The organism is Streptomyces sp. NPDC000880, assembly GCF_053599675.1.
This window is the reverse complement of the sequence record NZ_JBSFMS010000095.1, coordinates 12,511-29,862: the sequence shown is the minus strand read 5'-3', so window position 1 is coordinate 29,862 and position 17,352 is coordinate 12,511. Positions and strand designations below refer to the sequence as shown.

Here is a 17,352-nt window from a genome sequence, read left to right as displayed (position 1 = left end):
ACTTGGCACTGGAGCTGAAGCGGCGCGGCGGCGGCATCGGCGCGGCGGCACTGTGCGGTGGCGGCGGGCAGGGCGACGCGCTGATCGTGCGTGTCCCGGGCAACGGCAAGTAGGAGCAGTCACATGGTGGACGTCCCCCAGCTGGTTGCCCAGGCGAGGGAGGGCCGGCCGCGGGCTGTGGCCCGGCTGATCTCACTCGTCGAGGGGGCGTCCCCGCAGCTGCGCGAGGTGATGGCGGCGCTGGCTCCGCTGACGGGCGGGGCCTACGTGATCGGCCTGACCGGCTCGCCGGGTGTCGGCAAGTCGACATCCACGTCGGCGCTGGTGACGGCGTACCGGCGGGCCGGGAAGCGGGTCGCCGTCCTGGCGGTCGACCCGTCCTCGCCCTTCTCGGGCGGAGCGCTGCTCGGCGACCGGGTCCGGATGTCGGAGCACGCGTCCGACCCGGGTGTCTACATCCGCTCCATGGCCACGCGCGGGCATCTGGGCGGCCTCGCCTGGGCCGCACCGCAGGCGATCCGCGTCCTGGACGCGGCCGGCTGCGACGTGATCCTTGTGGAGACGGTGGGCGTCGGCCAGTCCGAGGTCGAGATCGCGTCCCAGGCGGACACGTCGGTCGTCCTTCTGGCACCAGGGATGGGCGACGGCATCCAGGCGGCGAAGGCGGGCATCCTCGAGATCGGCGATGTGTACGTCGTCAACAAAGCGGACCGGGACGGGGCTGACGCGACGGCCCGCGAGCTGAACCACATGCTGGGCCTGGGCGAGTCCCGCGGCCCTGGCGACTGGCGCCCGCCGATCGTCAAGACGGTCGCTGCGCGGGGCGAGGGCATCGACGAGGTGGTCGAGGCGCTGGAGAAGCACCGCGCGTGGATGGAGGAGCACGGCGTGCTCCCCGACCGCCGCGCCCGCCGAGCGGCGGGCGAGGTGGAGACGATCGCGGTGACGGCGCTGCGGCAACGGATCGCGGACTTGCACGGGGACCGGCGGCTGGGGTCGCTGGCGGAGAGGATCGTGGCGGGGGAGCTGGATCCGTACACGGCGGCGGACGAGCTGGTGGCGGGCCTGACGGAGGGCTGAGGCGGTGGGGGTTCTTCCTCACCCCGCCGCCCCGTCCCGACCCGGGGGCAAGCCGCCCCCGGGGGCCTCGTGGCGCTTCGCGCCGCGGGCCGCGTCCGGGGCGGCTGTTTCCCGGAGCTGCGGGCCGCGTCCGGCCTTTGGGCGGCTTCGCGTCGTGATGCGAAGGGGCTTCTGGACTTCGAACCGGGTGCAAGCCCCTGGTTGCCGCTTCCCGGAACCGGGGTAAGCCGCGGGCCGGTCCGCTCGCGGCAGCAGCGTTCTGCCGCGGCCAGAGGCTTGTTGCCGCCGAGGCCCGGGGGCGAGCCCCGTCGGCCACCGGCGCCGACGACTATCTGACCAAGCCCTTCTCGTACGTCGTCCTTTTGGCCCGGATCAAGGCGCTGCTGCGCCGCCGCGGCCGGTCCGGCGGCTCGCCCGTCGTCAGCGTCGGTGAGCTGCGGGTGGAGACCGCCGCCCGCCGGGTGTACCGCGGTCAGGACGAAGTCGCCCTCACCGCAAAGGAGTTCGCGCTGCTGGAGCAGCTCGCCGTACGCGCCGGCGACGTTGTCAGCAAGCCGCAGATCCTCGAGCACGTCTGGGACTTCGCCTACGACGGGGACCCGAACATCATCGAGTACGTCAGCGCCCTGCGCCGCGAACTCGGCGCGGACCGCATCCAGACCTGCGCGGCGCGGGCTACTGCCTGGTGGCCGCGCCATGAGGTCGGTACGGGCAAGAGCCGCGCTCGGCGCCACACTCGTCGTCGCCGTCGTCGTCGTCGCCGCAGGCTTCGCCGTCCTGCTCGTAATGCGGTCGAACCTCATCGACCAGACGGACCTCCAGGCGGAGGTCGCCGCCCGCGAGGTGGCGTCCCAGGTCGCGCTCGATGTGCCGTACGACAAGCTGGATCTGCCGGACCGCGAGAACCGGCCGGTCCAGATCGTCGACGAGGGCGGGCGCGTGCTCGCCGTGAACGGTGGCCTGGAGGCGATCTCCGGCGCCGGAAACGGGCAGGTGAAACCGCAGGCCGGCAGCCCGGACGGAACCGAGGAGGCCGACGACGATCCGCGGCGCGGCGAAGTCTCTGTCGATGGGCCCCGGTTCAGTTCGGGAAGCGCCACCGTGGACGGGGAGCCTGCCGCATACCGCTTCGCCGCCGTCAAGGCGACCACCGGCGCGGACCGCACGGTCACGGTGTACGCCGGCGCGCCGCAACCGTATGAGATGCCCCTGTCGGCGGACGGAGTCCGGCGCAGCGGCCCCGAAGCCTGCGAAGCAGTGCGAGGGCCGCGTGAAGGATTGGTCGACGGCGGTGTGGGGCTGGGTCTGGCGATCGCCCGCGATGTGGCCCAGCGCCACGGCGGCACGCTCGCCGTGAGGCAGGGCCCTCAGGGCGGCGCGCTGTTCGGGCCGCGCCTGCCCGCCGCCTGACGGCCGGCCATCCGTAGTCGCCTACAGCTTGCCGCGCCGCCCGCGCAGATGCTCGGCCACCGGTGACAGCGACTCCCGCAGGTCCGCCAGCGCCTCCGGCGTCAGCAGGTCGATGAAGTGCTTGCGTACGGACGCGACATGATGCGGCGCGACCTTCTGCATCGTCTCCATGCCCTGCTCGGTCAGCACCGCGTACAGCCCGCGCCGGTCCGACTCGCAGTTCTCCCTGCGGACCAGCCCCGCGTTCTCCATGCGGGTGATCTGGTGGGAGAGCCGGCTCTTGGACTGCAACGTCGCCGTGGCGAGGTCACTCATCCGCAGCCGCCGCTCCGGCGACTCCGAGAGGTTGACCAGGATCTCGTAGTCGTTCATGGTCAGGCCGAACGGCTGCAGGTCCTTCTCGAGCTGGTGCATCAGCAGTCTGCTGACGTCCAGGTGGGTGCGCCAGGCGCACTGCTCGTCCTCGGTCAGCCAGCGGGTGGCCGTCTCGGTCTCCATATATAGATTCTACCTAAGAAGTTGAAAAACGGACGAAGTTGGGGGGTGTGACGCCCGGCACCCGGTGCGCGAGCAGCCGCACGAGCAGCGATCCGCGTACAAGGGTGCAGGCGTTCGACGTCACACTCCGCAGACTACCGTTCACAGGCCGAAGCGACGCTGGAGGTCCCCCAGCTGACCGGGAAGACGAGGCGTGGACCCGTGTTGACCTGGGACTCCGGCCCCCGCGTGACCGCCCGGGACGCCTGCCTGCTGCGGCACCGCGCCCGTCGCAGTCTCCGCCATCAGCGCCTCGGTCGACTGCAGCAGCACCGTCCCGGCGCCGACGAACTCGAACTGGTGCTCCTCGCCCGAGGCCCCGCCGATCCCCGTCATCGCCCGGAGGCCGCCCATCACACCCGTCATATAGCTGTGATCGTAGTGGTGGCACGGGGAGGGACAGTCCGCCCAGCCCACCAGCGCCTGCGGATCCACCCGGATCGGCGGCTCCATGAAAACCACCGGACCATTGGACGCGGCCACGAACTTCCCTGTGCCGATCAGCGTCAGGAAGCCCGGCACGATCGACTGCTTCAGCGCCAGGGTCGGCTGGTACGCCAGCAGATTTCCGGACCGGATCGTCAGATTCCCCTCGTCCAGGTCGTACGAATTCACATCGAAGGCACGGTCGGCGAGCAGCATCTTGCCGCTGCCCTCCGCCACCACCCAGTCGCTTGCGTGCAGCGGCGAGTGGAACGACGTACGCAGCAGCCGGTCGAGCCGGCCGTGGCCGATGCCGTTGAAGTCGATGCGCCCGTAGTAGGCGATCATCTTCCCCTTCTGCAGGAACCACTGGCTGCCCTTGAGCTCCACGCAGAAGGTGTACGGATTGACGTTGTCGTCGCTCGGCAGCGTCATCGGGTCGAATATCACAGGACCGGTCACAGCTTCTCCTCCGAGGCCTGCACGTACACCGCGCCACTGCCGCTCAGCTCCAGCTGGAACGCTTCGCCCGAGCCACGCCCCACCATGTCGCGCCAACCCAGCGCGGTGGAGAGCTTGTTGCGTACGTCACCGTGGTGCGCGACGTACGCCTGCGGGTCCACATGGACCGCGCGCCCCGGCGTGATCGGCAGCTCGATCACACCGCCGTGCGCCATCACAGCCACCGCGCCATGGCCCTTGAGTGTGGTCGTGAAGAGCCCCTGACCGGTCACCTGGCCGCGCACCATGCCCATGACCCCGCCCTGCGAGCCCATGAACATCGTGCCCTGCTGCAAGGTTCCGTCGAAGGCGAGCAGCCGGTCCGCCTCGACGTACAGGGTGTCGCCGGTGAGGTTGATGACCTGGATGTGGTGGCCGCCGTGGCCGAACATCACCGTGCCACTCCCTTCCACCGTCATCAGCGGCGTCGCCTCACCCGCCACCCGCCGGCCGATCATCGACGCAAGACCGCCCTGGCCGCCCTGGACGTTCGGGGTGAAGGTGACCTCGCCCTTGTACGCGAGCATCGCGCCGCGCTGGCTGAACATCTTCTGTCCGGGGGCGACCGTCGCCTCGACCATTCTGGAATTGATCTCGACGAACGGCATCAGACGTCGCCCCCGATGGTGTTCCGCTCGCTGGGCTGCACGTACACCAGACCGTCGCCCTCGAAGCGGATCTGAAAGGCCTCGCCCGAGCCCTCGCCTATGAAAGTGCGGAAGGTCACCTCGGACTGGAACTCCTGCCGCAGATTGCCCTGGTGCGCGATGTACGCGCCGGGGTCGACGGACAGCGGGTACTGGGGCGTCACCCGCAGCACCACGGCAGCGCCGTCAGAGGTGATCGCCGCCTGGCCGGTGCCCTCGACGGTGGTGGTGAACAGGCCATTGCCGCTCGCCCCGCCGCGCAGCCCGGTGAAGGTCGTCCCGGTGCGCAGCCCCGCGTCGGTGCAGAGCAGATTGCTCGCCTCGACATAGAGCTTGTCGCCGTGCAGGTTCACCAGGTTGATCTCGGACGCGCGATCGGCGAAGTAGCAGCTGCCCTGCCCCTTCACTTCCATCACGGTCATCTGCTCGCCGGTGATGCGGCGGGTGACCATCCCGCGGATGCCCTCACCGCCGCCGGACATCTTCTTGAAGGCAATCTGGCCGTCGTAGGCGACCATCGAGCCGTTTTTCGCTTTGACGGCGTCGCCGGTCATGTCGACGGCGAGCACCTTGCTGCCTTGGAGTCGGAACGTTGCCACGCAGTGACGTTAGCTGGTGGTTCCGCCCCGGAACAGGGTCCTCAGGGAGGATCCCGACCCTGACGCCGTGTCTGTCCGGAGCCACCCCGGACCTCGTCCGGCGAAGCGGGCTGCCACAATGGACCGGGCGCTTGTGCATGCGTTCACAAGAACCCCCGCAAGATGAGTCCTCCTCCCACCGAAGGTGCCCCTGTGGACATCAAAACCGCCTCGTCCCTCCACCGCCTCCGCCTGGTCTCAGCGCCGGAGGCCGTCTCCTTCCTCCTGCTGCTCGTCTGCTCGGTGCTCAAGCGCACGACGGAGTTCAACGCGGTCCCGGTCATGGGCGCGATCCACGGCGTGCTCTTCATCCTGTACGTGCTCTTCTGGCTGGACGCCTGGAACCGCACCAAGTGGAACGCGAAGACCGCGGCCCTCTACTTCGTGCTCTCCGTCCTCCCCTTCGGCGGCTTCGTCGCCGAGCGCAGGCTGAAGCGCGCGGCCGAGGACGAGGTCATCGCCTCCCGCGCCCGCCGCGAGGGCAGGGTCAGCGCATGATCGTCGCCTTCTCCGTCACTCCGCTGGGGGTTGGCGAGGACGTCGGCGAGTACGTCGCCGACGCCGTACGCGTCGTCCGCGAGTCCGGTCTGCCCAACCGTACGGACGCGATGTTCACCTCGATCGAGGGTGACTGGGACGAGGTGATGGACGTCGTCAAACGCGCCGTCGCCGCGGTCGAGGCCCGCGCCCCGCGCGTCTCCGTCGTCCTCAAGGCCGACATCAGACCGGGCGTCACCGACGGTCTCAGCTCCAAGGTTGAGACCGTGGAACGCCATCTCTCCGCCTGAGCCGGAACGGTGGGCTGCGACACCGGCAGCGCGATCCCGAGGTGATGCGCCGATGCAGAGGAGGGGGCGCGGCCGAGCGGCGCGCGAGGCCGGTGGCCGTGCCCGGTTCGTCGAGCGCGGCCGGCACGGCGCCGTCGCGACGCCCTGCTGTCTGCCGCTCGTCGCGGAGACCGGGCGGACAGCAGGGGGGACCGAAGGGCGAGACGGGGCTGACCGCCATATGACCTGTCGGTAGGGTCGGTGCCGTGCCGAAGCCGCTCAGCCTCCCCTTCGACCCCATCGCCCGAGCCGACGAACTCTGGCAGCAGCGATGGGGACCCGTGCCCTCGATGCCCGCGATCACCTCGATCATGCGCGCGCACCAGATCCTGCTCGCCGAGGTCGACGCCGTCGTCAAACCGTACGGACTGACCTTCGCGCGCTACGAGGCGCTGGTGCTGCTCACCTTCTCCAAGGCCGGCGAGCTGCCGATGTCCAAGATCGGCGAGCGGCTGATGGTCCACCCGACCTCGGTGACGAACACCGTGGACCGGCTGGTGAGGTCCGGTCTGGTCGACAAGCGGCCCAATCCGAACGACGGGCGCGGCACACTCGCCTCCATCACCGAGAAGGGCCGGAAGGTCGTGGAGGCGGCCACCCGCGATCTGATGGAGATGGAATTCGGGCTCGGCGCGTACGACGCCGAGGAGTGCGCGGAGATCTTCGCCATACTCCGCCCGCTGCGCGTCGCAGCACGGGATTTCGAGGACGCGGGCTGAGGGTGCCCCGGTACGGGGGCCGGTGCACCCGCTACCGGGCGATCGCATGCTCCCCCGGTCCGTGGGGATTTTCCGGGCGGTTACGCTCGTACGCATGAAACAAAGCGTGCTGTCCCGCTACCGGGTGATGGCGTACGTCACCGCCGTATGGCTGCTGGTCTTCACCGCGGCAATCATCCTGAAGTACGCCTTCAAGGTCGGCGACACCATGCTGATCTCGCAGGTTCACGGTGTGCTGTTCATCATCTACGTGATCTTCGCCTTCGATCTCGGCTCCAAGGCGAAGTGGCCGTTCGGCAAGCTGCTCTGGGTGCTGGCCGCCGGTTGCATCCCGGTGGCCTCCTTCTTCGTCGAGCCGAAGATCACCCGCGAGGTCCGTCCGCTGGTCACGGACGGCGACGCGGCGACCGCCAAGGCGTAAACCTCACGGACCTGGTTAATCCCCGTACGCATGTGCGGGGCTTTTGCCATCGACATTTACTAGGACGTCCTAGTAAATTCGAAGGTATGGACGCTGACGCCATCGAGGAAGGCCGCCGACGCTGGCAGGCCCGTTATGACAAGGCCCGCAAGCGGGACGCGGACTTCTCCACGCTCTCCGGGGACCCGGTCGAGCCCGTGTACGGGCCCAGGCCCGGGGACACCTATGAGGGATTCGAGCGGATCGGCTGGCCGGGGGAGTACCCCTTCACCCGCGGCCTGTACCCGACCGGCTACCGCGGCCGTACCTGGACCATCCGCCAGTTCGCGGGCTTCGGCAACGCCGAGCAGACCAACGAGCGCTACAAGATGATCCTGGCCAACGGCGGCGGCGGGCTCTCCGTCGCCTTCGACATGCCGACCCTGATGGGCCGTGACTCCGACGATCCGCGCTCGCTCGGCGAGGTCGGCCACTGCGGCGTGGCCATCGACTCCGCCGCCGACATGGAGGTCCTGTTCAAGGACATTCCGCTCGGCGATGTGACGACGTCCATGACGATCTCCGGCCCCGCCGTCCCGGTCTTCTGTATGTACCTGGTCGCCGCCGAGCGCCAGGGCATCGACCCGGCCGTGCTCAACGGCACACTCCAGACCGACATCTTCAAGGAGTACATCGCGCAGAAGGAGTGGCTCTTCCAGCCCGAGCCGCATCTGCGTCTGATCGGCGACCTGATGGAGCACTGCGCGCAGGGCATCCCCGCGTACAAGCCGCTCTCGGTCTCCGGCTACCACATCCGCGAGGCGGGCGCGACGGCGGCGCAGGAGCTCGCGTACACGCTCGCGGACGGCTTCGGCTATGTCGAGCTGGGGCTGAGCCGCAGCCTGGACGTGGACACCTTCGCGCCCGGCCTGTCCTTCTTCTTCGACGCGCATCTCGACTTCTTCGAGGAGATCGCCAAGTTCCGCGCGGCACGCCGGATCTGGGCGCGCTGGATGAAGGACGTGTACGGCGCGAAGACCGACAAGGCGCAGTGGCTGCGCTTCCACACCCAGACCGCGGGCGTCTCGCTCACCGCCCAGCAGCCGTACAACAACGTCGTACGCACCGCGGTCGAGGCGCTCTCCGCGATCCTCGGCGGCACCAACTCCCTGCACACAAACGCCCTGGACGAGACCCTCGCCCTGCCCAGCGAGCAGGCGGCGGAGATCGCGCTGCGTACGCAGCAGGTGCTGATGGAGGAGACCGGCGTCGCCAACGTCGCCGACCCGCTGGGCGGTTCCTGGTTCGTCGAGCAGCTCACCGACCGCATCGAGGCCGACGCCGAGAAGATCTTCGACCAGATCAAGGAGCGTGGCCGGCGGGCGCACCCGGACGGGCAGCACCCGATCGGTCCGGTCACCTCCGGCATCCTGCGCGGCATCGAGGACGGCTGGTTCACCGGCGAGATCGCCGAGTCGGCCTTCCGCTACCAGCAGGCCCTGGAGAAGGCCGACAAGCGGGTCGTCGGCGTCAACGTCCACCACGGCTCGGTAACCGGCGACCTGGAGATCCTGCGGGTCAGCCACGAGGTCGAGCGCGAGCAGGTACGGGTCCTGGCGGACCGCAAGACCGGCCGTGACGACGCGCGCGTACGGTCCTCGCTGGACAAGATGCTGGCCGCGGCCCGGGACGGCTCGAACATGATCGAGCCGATGCTGGAGGCGGTCCGCGCCGAGGCCACGCTGGGCGAGATCTGCGATGCGCTGCGGGACGAGTGGGGGACGTACACCGAGCCGCCCGGCTTCTGACGTTCCATACGGCCTGTACGGCAGCCCGGTCCGCGCGTGCGGGCCGGGCCGGCGGCCCTTCTGCCCTTCGGCCGGCCCTCCGTGTTCAGCTCTACAGCGAGGCCAGCCCCGAAACCAGCAGCGTCGTGAAGCTGCGCGCCCACGCCTGGTCCACCGGCTCCGCGCTGACCAGCGCCCTGTGCACCACCGCGCCCGCGATCACATCGAAGATCAGGTCCGCGTTACGGGCTGCCGCCGCCGCGTCCTCCTCGTACGGCAGCTCGCCGCGCGCCTGCGCGCGTGCCCGGCCCTCAAGCACCAGCCGCTTCTGCCGGTCGACGATCGCCGAGCGGATACGGCTGCGCAGCGCCTCGTCCCGCGTCGCCTCCGCGACCACGGCCATCAGGGCTGTCTTGGCCTCGGGCCGGGCCAGCAGCGCCGCGAACTGCAGCACCACGCCCTCCACATCGGCGGTCAGGCTTCCACGGTCGGGGAGTTCGAGCTCGTCGAAGAGGACGGCGACGGCGTCGACGACGAGCTCGTTCTTGTTCGTCCAGCGGCGGTAGAGGGTGGTCTTGGCGACCCCCGCGCGGGTGGCCACATCCCCCATCGTCAGCTTCGACCAGCCCAGCTCTACGAGCGCCGCCCGGGTCGCTTCGAGGATCGCGCGGTCGGCCTCGGCGCTGCGGGGGCGTCCCGTACGACCCGTACGTACGGTTTTGGGGCGGGTGTGGCTGCACATGACGGCGACCATACCGGCGGGTAGACGATCCGCTGTGAGGCAGTTCACCGGAGGAATCTCACACAGGGCGGTGCGAGTGCAGTTACGCTACGACTCGTAGCGAAAGCCTTGACCGGGCTCAGCGACAACCACTGGTGCGGGTGGGGACCCGTGCCGAACTTCCGGACTTCCGGACAGTACGACCGCACGGCACGACCGATTTTTTCACATGCGCGCGCGGAGGGGGGAGGATGTACTCATGCAGCCTAGGAACATGTCCATGAGCGGCGTCGTCGACCTCGCCGCGGTGAAGGCGGCCGGTGAGGCCAAGGCAAAGGCGGAGCAGGCCCGTGCCCAGGCCGCCCGCGAGGGCGGCGGCGGTGCCGTATCCCCTTCGAGTCTTGTGATTGACGTCGATGAGGCGGGCTTCGAACGCGACGTCCTCCAGCGCTCCACCGAGGTCCCGGTCGTCATCGACTTCTGGGCCGAGTGGTGCGAGCCGTGCAAGCAGCTCAGCCCGCTGCTGGAGCGAATGGCGCAGGAGTACAACGGCCGGTTGGTGCTGGCCAAGATCGACGTCGACGCCAACCAGATGCTGATGCAGCAGTTCGGGATCCAGGGCATCCCGGCCGTCTTCGCGGTGGTCGCCGGCCAGGCGCTGCCGCTCTTCCAGGGGGCGGCCCCGGAGGCGCAGATCCGCCAGACGCTGGACCAGCTGGTCCAGGTCGCCGAGGAACGCTTCGGCCTGACCGGCATCGCGGTCGACCCGGGCGAGGCGGGCGTCGAGGCGTCGGCCGAACCCGTCGTGCCCGAGGGGCCCTACGACGCCCTGCTGGAAGCGGCCGTGCAGGCGCTGGACGCGGGCGACTTCGGCGGCGCGGTCCAGGCGTACAAGAACGTGCTCTCCGACGACCCTGGCAACACCGAGGCAAAGCTGGGTCTCGCTCAGGCCGAACTGCTCGCCCGCGTACAGGAACTGGACCCGCAGAAGGTGCGCCAGGAAGCGGCCGACAATCCGGCCGATGTGCAGGCCCAGATCGCGGCGGCCGATCTGGATCTGGTCGGTGGTCATGTCGAGGACGCCTTCGGCCGGCTGGTCGAGACGGTACGCCGCACGACGGGCGAGGACCGCGACGCGGCACGGGTGCGGCTGCTCGAACTCTTCGAGGTGGTCGGCCCGGAGGATCCGCGGGTGACGGCGGCGCGCTCGGCGCTGGCGCGAGTGCTCTTCTGAATCATGTTTGAAAGCCCTGTACGGAACGTTCCGTTCTGCCAGGTCTGACGGTTTTGCGGCGGCGGCGCTGATGAGGCGCCGCCGCCGTTTTGGCGACACAGTGACAAAACGCGGCTGTGCTTTACCAAAACTTGGCAAACGCACGCTCTGTTACTCGCAGTAAATCAACCCGCTTGTTCTGTCCGCTTATTGGCGGCAATCCACCCTTCTGGCGCACCACTGTGTGGCACCCTGTGTGGCCACCCGACGTCAGGCCGTCGTGGCGTGGTTATCGGGCCGTTACTAGTGAGTAACGAACCCCCTTGTGCCCCGGCCTGGAATGGACCAACATCAGCGACGCTCGGTCCAATACCGCACCAGCTCGGCCCCCAGTCGTGCCGCGGAACCTTGGGTCCCCACCGGGTGGACCGGCGGCAGTGGCGCCGGTCGCGGACAGGGGGGTTCCTGCCCAACGGCAGGGCCTGTCCGGCAGGTTGTGCGTGATGCGTCAGGCGCGACCAGTGGTTGTCGCTCGGGGGTGATCGCCGGTGTTTCGGACGCTGCACGCGCCTGAAAGTACGGGCGCTCTCCTTCCCGAGGACGTAGCACTTCTCCCATCCCAGGACGGACCCACGGTCCGGACCGGAGATGTACGTCCGAGAAGGAGGAAAGTCATGGAGTCAGTGGCTCGTGGCGGAACCAGATGGAAGCGGTTCGCCCTAGTCATGGTGCCAAGTGTGGCCGCAACGGCCGCGATAGGCATCGGCCTGGCACAGGGGGCGCTCGCAGCGTCCTTCAGCGTTTCCGGCCAGGAGTTCAAGGTCAAGGCCAAGAGCCTTACCGGCACCAACTTCGTTCAGTACGGCAGTGTGGCGTCCGGTAAGACGCTGGACGGCAAGGACTTCGCGGCTCCGGTCGCGGTGTCCGGCTTCAAGACCGCCACCATCGTCAACATGTGCCAGTCGGTCGTCACGCCCAACGTGCCGTTCATCGGCAGCGTGAGCCTTGAGCTGACGGCTGGTCAGGACGAGAAGAACCCGGTCGAGGCCACGGACCTCTACCTGGATGTCTCGGACCTCAAGGCGGACGCGTCGTTCGAGGACATCGACATCGGCGTCGCGGCGGGTCAGCTCAAGGACCCGGGCATTCAGCCCGGTACCAGGGCCAACCCGTACGGCTTCGCGCAGCGCGCGAAGGTGGCGAAGCTGACCGGCGTGGAGCAGAAGGCGTGGGCGACCACGGCCGGCACGTTCAAGCTCAGCGGTCTGCAGCTGAAGCTTCACAAGGGCGTCAAGGAGTGCTTCTAGGAGCATCCGCTCCCGGTGAAGCACTTCGGACGGGCCGGGGTCGTCTGTGTGAGGCCCCTGCCCGATCCACCCATCTCATTACTTTCTTTGAGCAAGACCGTTCCAGGGAGCTGTTTTCCATGAGCGCCGAGTCCACTGGTTCCCGCGGATTCACCTACTGGCGGCTGCGCTTCCGAGCGTGGCGTGGCAACCGGCCCTTCTGGGCCGGCCTGTTCACCCTGCTCGGTGGCATCCCGATCGCCTACTTGCCGTACGCCGACCTCCGGCTCGGCAATCTCACGATCGCCATGGCCACCACGGCGGGAGCGGGCTCGCTGATCATCGGGGTCCTGCTGATGACGCTCGGCCTGACGATGTGGTTCCACTCCATCGTCCGGGTGTTTGCGGGTGTCGCCACCATCGTTCTCGGCCTGATCTCGATCCCAGTCGCAAACATCGGCGGGTTCCTGATCGGATTCCTGCTCTCCCTGATCGGTGGTGCGCTGTCGATCTCTTGGGCACCCGCCAAGCCGGCGGCCGAGCCCGTCGAGCTGTCCGAGCCGGAAGGGACTCCGGGCCCGGACAGCAGTGCGAGTGACCTGGATTTTGCCGAGCCGCGAGCTGACGAGGGATACGACCCGAACGTGACCGGAACGACTGCCCACGTCAACGGCGGGAGGAACAGTGCGGGGTGACGAAACGCGGCTGAGTACGGCTGATGGTGGTGATTCCACCAGAGTGAGGACCGGGCCGCGGCATGCGGCTCCAAGGAAATCGCTCCTGACCAAGCTGCAGATACCCGCGAGCAAGGCGATAGCCCTGGCCGCGATGCCCACCGCCGTTTTCGTGGGCATGGGACTCACCCCCAGGCTGGCAGTTGCAGACGACAAGGAGATTCCCTTCGCCCCGGGTCCGTGTGTGACCCGTTCGGACGAGCCGGCGGAGTCCGAGTCGCCGAAGCCGTCGGAGTCGGCGAAGCCTTCCGAGACTCCGTCCCCGGAGCCCGACCCGACCCCGAGCGGTTCGGCGGGCGGCAACGACGAGGGCGAGCCGACGCCGGGCACGACCCCGTCGGCCTCCGACGCGGGCAAGCCCGCGGACGCGAACGCGCCCTCGACGAGCCCGGCTCCGACGCCGAGCGAGACGCAGACCAGGAACCCGCTGGACCCGCTGGGTGTCGGCGACGCGATCAAGGACATCTTGGACGGCCCCGACCAGGAGCCGACCAGCAGCCCGACGCCGAGCGCCACGGCAACCACCGAGCCGACGCCGTCGACGACTCCGTCCGCGAAGCCTTCCACCGAGCCGTCCACGCCCACTGACACGGTGGACGAGACGGTGGACAAGGCCAAGGAGGCCATCAAGGACGCGGCGGACAAGGCGGGAGCCACGACCGAGGAGCTCGACGACGCGGCCAAGGGCCTCGACCCCAAGCAGGACAAGGCCATCCCGGACGGGGCCAAGCCGCCCTTCCCGTGCCCCACCGCGGACCCGAAGGCACTGGCCGACGCGGAACTGGAACCGGGCCGCCCGCTGCTGCCGGACGACCCGTGGATCCTGGAGAGCTCGCTGCTCACACTGAACGGCCTGAACTACCACGGCATCGTTGAGGTCAAGACGGCCAGCGGCAAGATCAAGAAGGTGCTGAAGTTCACGGCTTCGAGCGTGGACATCAAGGACCTCCACCAGCTGGTGGTCGGCCCGAACGGCACCACCGCGCACGTCGAGGCGGACAAGGGCTCCACCTCGACAATCCGAGACGGCGAGGTGACCATGTACACGGAGGAGCTGAAGGGCAACCTTTTCGGCCTCATCCCGGTCACCTTCAGCCCGCAGACCCCTCCGCCGCTGAATGTTCCCTTCGCGTTCTTCACCAACGTGAAGGTGACGCAGGCGGGCCAGTTCGGCGGGACGCTGACGGTTCCCGGCCTGCACAACTACTTCACCGGTGGCAACGCCAACTGACCCTCCGGGAGCCGCACAAGACTGTGGGCCGCACCTCTTGCCGGGGTGCGGCCCACAGTCGTTTCTGGTGCAAGCACGTGGGAGCTGCCGGAGATCCGGCGACCAGACCACGACACAGATCGAGGTCTACATCGGGCACGTGGCGCTGATGTTCCTCAAGCCCATTTACGAGGACGGGCTCCACGTCCGGCGAGCCGCCACCGAGTTCGCCGAACTGAGCGAGCGGCACGGCATCGTGGCGGATGCCTTGCGATGCACGCACCAGACGCCGCAGGGCCCGCCCTGCGGGCGGACGGCGCTACTGCTGAACACGCCCTCGCTCCTGAGCGAGAAGGCCCGAGGGCGGTACCCCGGTTCACACCGGGGTACCGCCCTCGTCATTGCCCGGAAGCCGGACCTAGCCGCGATGCTCCCCGCCCAAGTGGTGCACCCGCACCATGTTCGTCGTCCCCGGGACTCCGGGAGGCGACCCCGCCGTGATGATCATGACGTCGCCCTCGTTGTGCCGCTGGAGCTTCAGCAGCTCCGCGTCGACCAGGTCGACCATCGCGTCGGTGTTGTCGACGTGCGGGGCGACATAGGACTCCACGCCCCAGCTCAGCGTCAGCTGGTTGCGGGTCGACTCGTCCGTCGTGAAGGCCACGATCGGCTGCTTCGCGCGGTAACGGGACAGGCGGCGGGCCGTGTCGCCGGACTTGGTGAAGGCGACCAGGGCCTTGCCGTCCAGGAAGTCCGCGATCTCGCAGGCCGCGCGGGCCACCGAGCCGCCCTGGGTGCGCGGCTTCTTGCCCGGGACCAGGGGCTGGAGGCCCTTGGAGAGCAGCTCCTCCTCCGCCGCGACGACGATCTTCGACATCGTCTTGACCGTCTCGATCGGGTACGCGCCGACCGAGGACTCGGCCGAGAGCATGACCGCGTCCGCGCCGTCCAGGATCGCGTTCGCGACATCGGACGCCTCGGCGCGGGTCGGGCGGGAGTTGGTGATCATCGACTCCATCATCTGGGTCGCCACGATCACCGGCTTGGCGTTACGGCGGCACAGCTCGATGAGCCGCTTCTGCACCATCGGGACCTTCTCGAGCGGGTACTCGACGGCCAGGTCGCCACGCGCGACCATCACGCTGTCGAACGCCATCACGACGTCCTGCATGTTGGCGACGGCCTGCGGCTTCTCCACCTTGGCGATGACCGGGACCCGGCGGCCCTCCTCGTCCATCACCTTGTGGACGTCCTTGATGTCGCTCGCGTCCCGTACGAAGGAGAGTGCGACCATGTCGCAGCCCATCCGCAGGGCGAAGCGCAGGTCATCGACGTCCTTCTCGGACAGGGCCGGGACATTGACCGCCGCGCCAGGCAGGTTGATGCCCTTGTGGTCGGAGATCACACCGCCCTCGACGACGATCGTCTTGACCCGCGGACCATCGACTTCGACGACCCGCAGCTCGACATTGCCGTCGTTGATCAGGATCGGGTCGCCCTTGGACACATCGCCGGGCAGGCCCTTGTAGGTCGTGCCGCAGATCGACTTGTCGCCGACGACATCTTCGGTGGTGATGGTGAATTCGTCACCGCGGACCAGTTCGACCGGCCCCTCGGCGAAGGTTTCCAGACGGATCTTGGGGCCCTGGAGGTCGGCGAGCACGCCGACCGCGTGGCCGGTGTCCTCGGACGCCTTGCGCACGCGGCGGTACCGCTCCTCGTGCTCAGCGTGGGTGCCATGGCTCATGTTCAGACGGGCCACGTTCATGCCGGCCTCAATGAGCGCTTTCAGCTGCTCATAGGAGTCGACGGCGGGGCCCAGTGTGCAGACGATTTTGGAACGGCGCATAAGGCGGATCCTATCGGTTTGTTTCGACGCGGAATATTCCGTCTGGTGGAAAGTGCAAATGGGCGGGCTGCCGCTCAGGCGAGGGCCACTGGGGCCGTTCTCAGACGCCCTCCGGAGCGACCAGAGCGAAAGTCTGCCGTGCGATCTCCAATTCCTCGTCCGTCGGGACCACGGCCACCGCCACCCGCGCGTAAGCCGGCGAGATCAGCCGCGGCTCGTCGGCTCGTACGGCGTTGAGACCGGGGTCCACCGCGAGCCCCAGCTCTTCCAGGCCCGCGACGGCCGCCTCGCGCACCGGCGCCGCGTTCTCACCGACCCCGGCCGTGAACGCGATCGCGTCCACCCGGCCGAGTACCGCGTAATACGCGCCGATGTACTTCTTCAGCCGGTGGATGTAGATGTCGAAGGCGAGCCGGGCGCGCTCGTCCCCCTCATCGATTCTGCGGCGGATCTCCCGCATGTCGTTGTCGCCGCACAGACCCACAAGACCGCTCTTCTTGTTGAGCAGTTCGTCGATCTCGTCCGCGGACATTCCCGCGACCCGCTTGAGGTGGAACGTAACCGCGGGGTCAATGTCACCGGAGCGGGTGCCCATCACCAGGCCCTCCAATGGCGTCAATCCCATCGAGGTCTCCACGCACCGGCCGCCCGCCACCGCCGATGCGGACGCGCCGTTGCCCAGGTGCAGGACGATGACGTTCACCTCGGACGGGTCCTTGCCCAGCAGGGCCGCTGTCCGGCGGGAGACGTACGCGTGCGACGTGCCGTGGAAGCCGTAGCGGCGGATCCGGTGTGCGTCCGCCGTCGCTACGTCGATCGCGTAGCGGGCCGCGGACTCCGGCATCGTCGTATGGAAGGCCGTGTCGAAGACCGCGACCTGGGGGAGATCCGGGCGCAGCGCCTGGGCGGTGCGGATGCCGGCGATGTTCGCCGGGTTGTGCAGCGGGGCCACCGGAACCAGCCGCTCCACCTCCGTGAGCACCTCGTCGGTGATCACGGTCGGCTCGGTGAACCTCAGCCCGCCGTGGACCACCCGGTGGCCGATCGCCGCCAGCTCGGGGGAGTCCAGGCCGAGCCCGTCCTGCGTCAGCTCGTCGGCGACCGCTTTGAGCGCCGCGCCATGATCGGCGACCGGGCCGGTGCGCTCACGCTGCTTGGCGCCGCCGCCGGTCAGCGGGGTGTGCACAAGGCGGGAGGTCTCCTCGCCGATCCGCTCGACCAGCCCGACCGCCAGGCGCGAACTGTCACTCATGTCGAGCAGCTGGTACTTCACCGACGAGGAGCCGGAGTTGAGGACGAGGACCCGGGTGGCATTCGCGGTCACGGCGGTGGTGCTTTCTGTAGGCGGGGTCATGCTTTCTGTAGGCGTG

The 17,352-nt window shown here is 68.7% G+C and carries 17 protein-coding genes and 2 pseudogenes; 12 read left to right on the top strand and 7 right to left on the bottom strand.

Going from position 1 to position 17,352, the window contains the following annotated elements:
- Positions 1-123 precede the first annotated feature (123 nt).
- The 3 genes and pseudogenes from meaB to ACWDO5_RS25820 form a co-directional block, all read left to right on the top strand.
- Positions 124-1,080, top strand: a complete 957-nt coding sequence (meaB, locus tag ACWDO5_RS25830) for a methylmalonyl Co-A mutase-associated GTPase MeaB (RefSeq protein ID WP_450532741.1) — start codon at positions 124-126, stop codon at positions 1,078-1,080.
- Positions 1,081-1,394: 314 nt separating this feature from the next.
- A pseudogene (locus tag ACWDO5_RS25825) lies at positions 1,395-1,780 on the top strand (response regulator transcription factor); the annotation flags it as partial.
- Positions 1,777-2,271: pseudogene (locus tag ACWDO5_RS25820) on the top strand (two-component sensor histidine kinase); the annotation flags it as partial. The pseudogenes ACWDO5_RS25825 and ACWDO5_RS25820, both read left to right, overlap by 4 nt.
- 240 nt (positions 2,272-2,511) lie before the next feature.
- Here the strand turns inward: ACWDO5_RS25820 and ACWDO5_RS25815 are convergent.
- The 4 genes from ACWDO5_RS25815 to ACWDO5_RS25800 all read right to left on the bottom strand — a co-directional run bounded on the left by ACWDO5_RS25815 (position 2,512) and on the right by ACWDO5_RS25800 (position 5,197).
- Complete coding sequence (locus ACWDO5_RS25815) at positions 2,512-2,988, bottom strand: MarR family winged helix-turn-helix transcriptional regulator (protein ID WP_450532740.1); 477 nt, start codon at positions 2,986-2,988, stop codon at positions 2,512-2,514.
- 141 nt (positions 2,989-3,129) lie between these two features.
- A complete protein-coding gene (locus tag ACWDO5_RS25810; RefSeq protein ID WP_450532744.1) occupies positions 3,130-3,885 on the bottom strand; it encodes an AIM24 family protein in 756 nt (251 codons plus the stop codon).
- Between the two features lie 23 nt (positions 3,886-3,908).
- Positions 3,909-4,559, bottom strand: a complete 651-nt coding sequence (locus ACWDO5_RS25805; RefSeq protein ID WP_450532739.1) for an AIM24 family protein — start codon at positions 4,557-4,559, stop codon at positions 3,909-3,911.
- Positions 4,559-5,197: an AIM24 family protein gene (locus ACWDO5_RS25800; RefSeq protein ID WP_450532738.1), complete on the bottom strand. Its 639-nt coding sequence runs from the start codon at positions 5,195-5,197 to the stop codon at positions 4,559-4,561. Before ACWDO5_RS25800 ends, ACWDO5_RS25805 begins: the two co-directional genes overlap by 1 nt.
- 192 nt (positions 5,198-5,389) lie before the next feature.
- Between ACWDO5_RS25800 and ACWDO5_RS25795 the strand changes: the two genes are divergently transcribed.
- The 5 genes from ACWDO5_RS25795 (at position 5,390) to ACWDO5_RS25775 (ending at position 8,990) form a co-directional block, all read left to right on the top strand.
- Complete coding sequence (locus ACWDO5_RS25795) at positions 5,390-5,734, top strand: DUF3817 domain-containing protein (protein WP_450532737.1); 345 nt, start codon at positions 5,390-5,392, stop codon at positions 5,732-5,734.
- Positions 5,731-6,024 (top strand): MTH1187 family thiamine-binding protein, encoded by a 294-nt coding sequence (locus tag ACWDO5_RS25790; protein WP_450532735.1) that lies wholly within the window; start codon positions 5,731-5,733, stop codon positions 6,022-6,024. The genes ACWDO5_RS25795 and ACWDO5_RS25790 overlap by 4 nt, the downstream gene beginning before the upstream one ends.
- Before the next feature lie 245 nt (positions 6,025-6,269).
- Positions 6,270-6,782: a MarR family winged helix-turn-helix transcriptional regulator gene (locus ACWDO5_RS25785; protein ID WP_450532734.1), complete on the top strand. Its 513-nt coding sequence runs from the start codon at positions 6,270-6,272 to the stop codon at positions 6,780-6,782.
- 94 nt (positions 6,783-6,876) lie between these two features.
- The gene (locus tag ACWDO5_RS25780; RefSeq protein WP_450532733.1) at positions 6,877-7,203 is read left to right on the top strand and encodes a DUF3817 domain-containing protein; all 327 of its coding nucleotides are present in this window, start codon (positions 6,877-6,879) and stop codon (positions 7,201-7,203) included.
- Positions 7,204-7,289: 86 nt separating this feature from the next.
- Positions 7,290-8,990, top strand: coding sequence for an acyl-CoA mutase large subunit family protein (locus ACWDO5_RS25775; RefSeq protein ID WP_450532732.1), 1,701 nt, complete (start codon positions 7,290-7,292; stop codon positions 8,988-8,990).
- Positions 8,991-9,081: 91 nt separating this feature from the next.
- Here ACWDO5_RS25775 and ACWDO5_RS25770 read toward each other — a convergent pair whose 3' ends face one another.
- Positions 9,082-9,723 carry a TetR/AcrR family transcriptional regulator gene (locus tag ACWDO5_RS25770; protein ID WP_450532743.1) on the bottom strand — a complete coding sequence of 214 codons (642 nt, stop codon included), beginning with the start codon at positions 9,721-9,723 and terminating at the stop codon, positions 9,082-9,084.
- A gap of 226 nt (positions 9,724-9,949) precedes the next feature.
- Here ACWDO5_RS25770 and ACWDO5_RS25765 point away from each other — a divergent pair, with 226 nt between their 5' ends.
- The 4 genes from ACWDO5_RS25765 to ACWDO5_RS25750 all read left to right on the top strand — a co-directional run bounded on the left by ACWDO5_RS25765 (position 9,950) and on the right by ACWDO5_RS25750 (position 14,154).
- A complete protein-coding gene (locus ACWDO5_RS25765; RefSeq protein ID WP_450532731.1) occupies positions 9,950-10,924 on the top strand; it encodes a tetratricopeptide repeat protein in 975 nt (324 codons plus the stop codon).
- A 653-nt stretch (positions 10,925-11,577) separates the two neighbouring features.
- A complete protein-coding gene (locus ACWDO5_RS25760) occupies positions 11,578-12,210 on the top strand; it encodes a DUF6230 family protein (protein ID WP_450532730.1) in 633 nt (210 codons plus the stop codon).
- Between the two features lie 119 nt (positions 12,211-12,329).
- On the top strand, positions 12,330-12,884 hold the full coding sequence (locus ACWDO5_RS25755) for a DUF6114 domain-containing protein (RefSeq protein WP_450532729.1): 555 nt from the start codon (positions 12,330-12,332) through the stop codon (positions 12,882-12,884).
- Positions 12,874-14,154: a hypothetical protein gene (locus tag ACWDO5_RS25750; protein ID WP_450532728.1), complete on the top strand. Its 1,281-nt coding sequence runs from the start codon at positions 12,874-12,876 to the stop codon at positions 14,152-14,154. The genes ACWDO5_RS25755 and ACWDO5_RS25750 overlap by 11 nt, the downstream gene beginning before the upstream one ends.
- Before the next feature lie 397 nt (positions 14,155-14,551).
- Here the strand turns inward: ACWDO5_RS25750 and pyk are convergent, their stop codons facing one another.
- The gene (gene pyk, locus ACWDO5_RS25745) at positions 14,552-15,982 is read right to left on the bottom strand and encodes a pyruvate kinase (protein WP_450532727.1); all 1,431 of its coding nucleotides are present in this window, start codon (positions 15,980-15,982) and stop codon (positions 14,552-14,554) included.
- Between the two features lie 100 nt (positions 15,983-16,082).
- Complete coding sequence (locus tag ACWDO5_RS25740; protein ID WP_450532726.1) at positions 16,083-17,336, bottom strand: acetate kinase; 1,254 nt, start codon at positions 17,334-17,336, stop codon at positions 16,083-16,085.
- Positions 17,337-17,352: the final 16 nt, after the last annotated feature.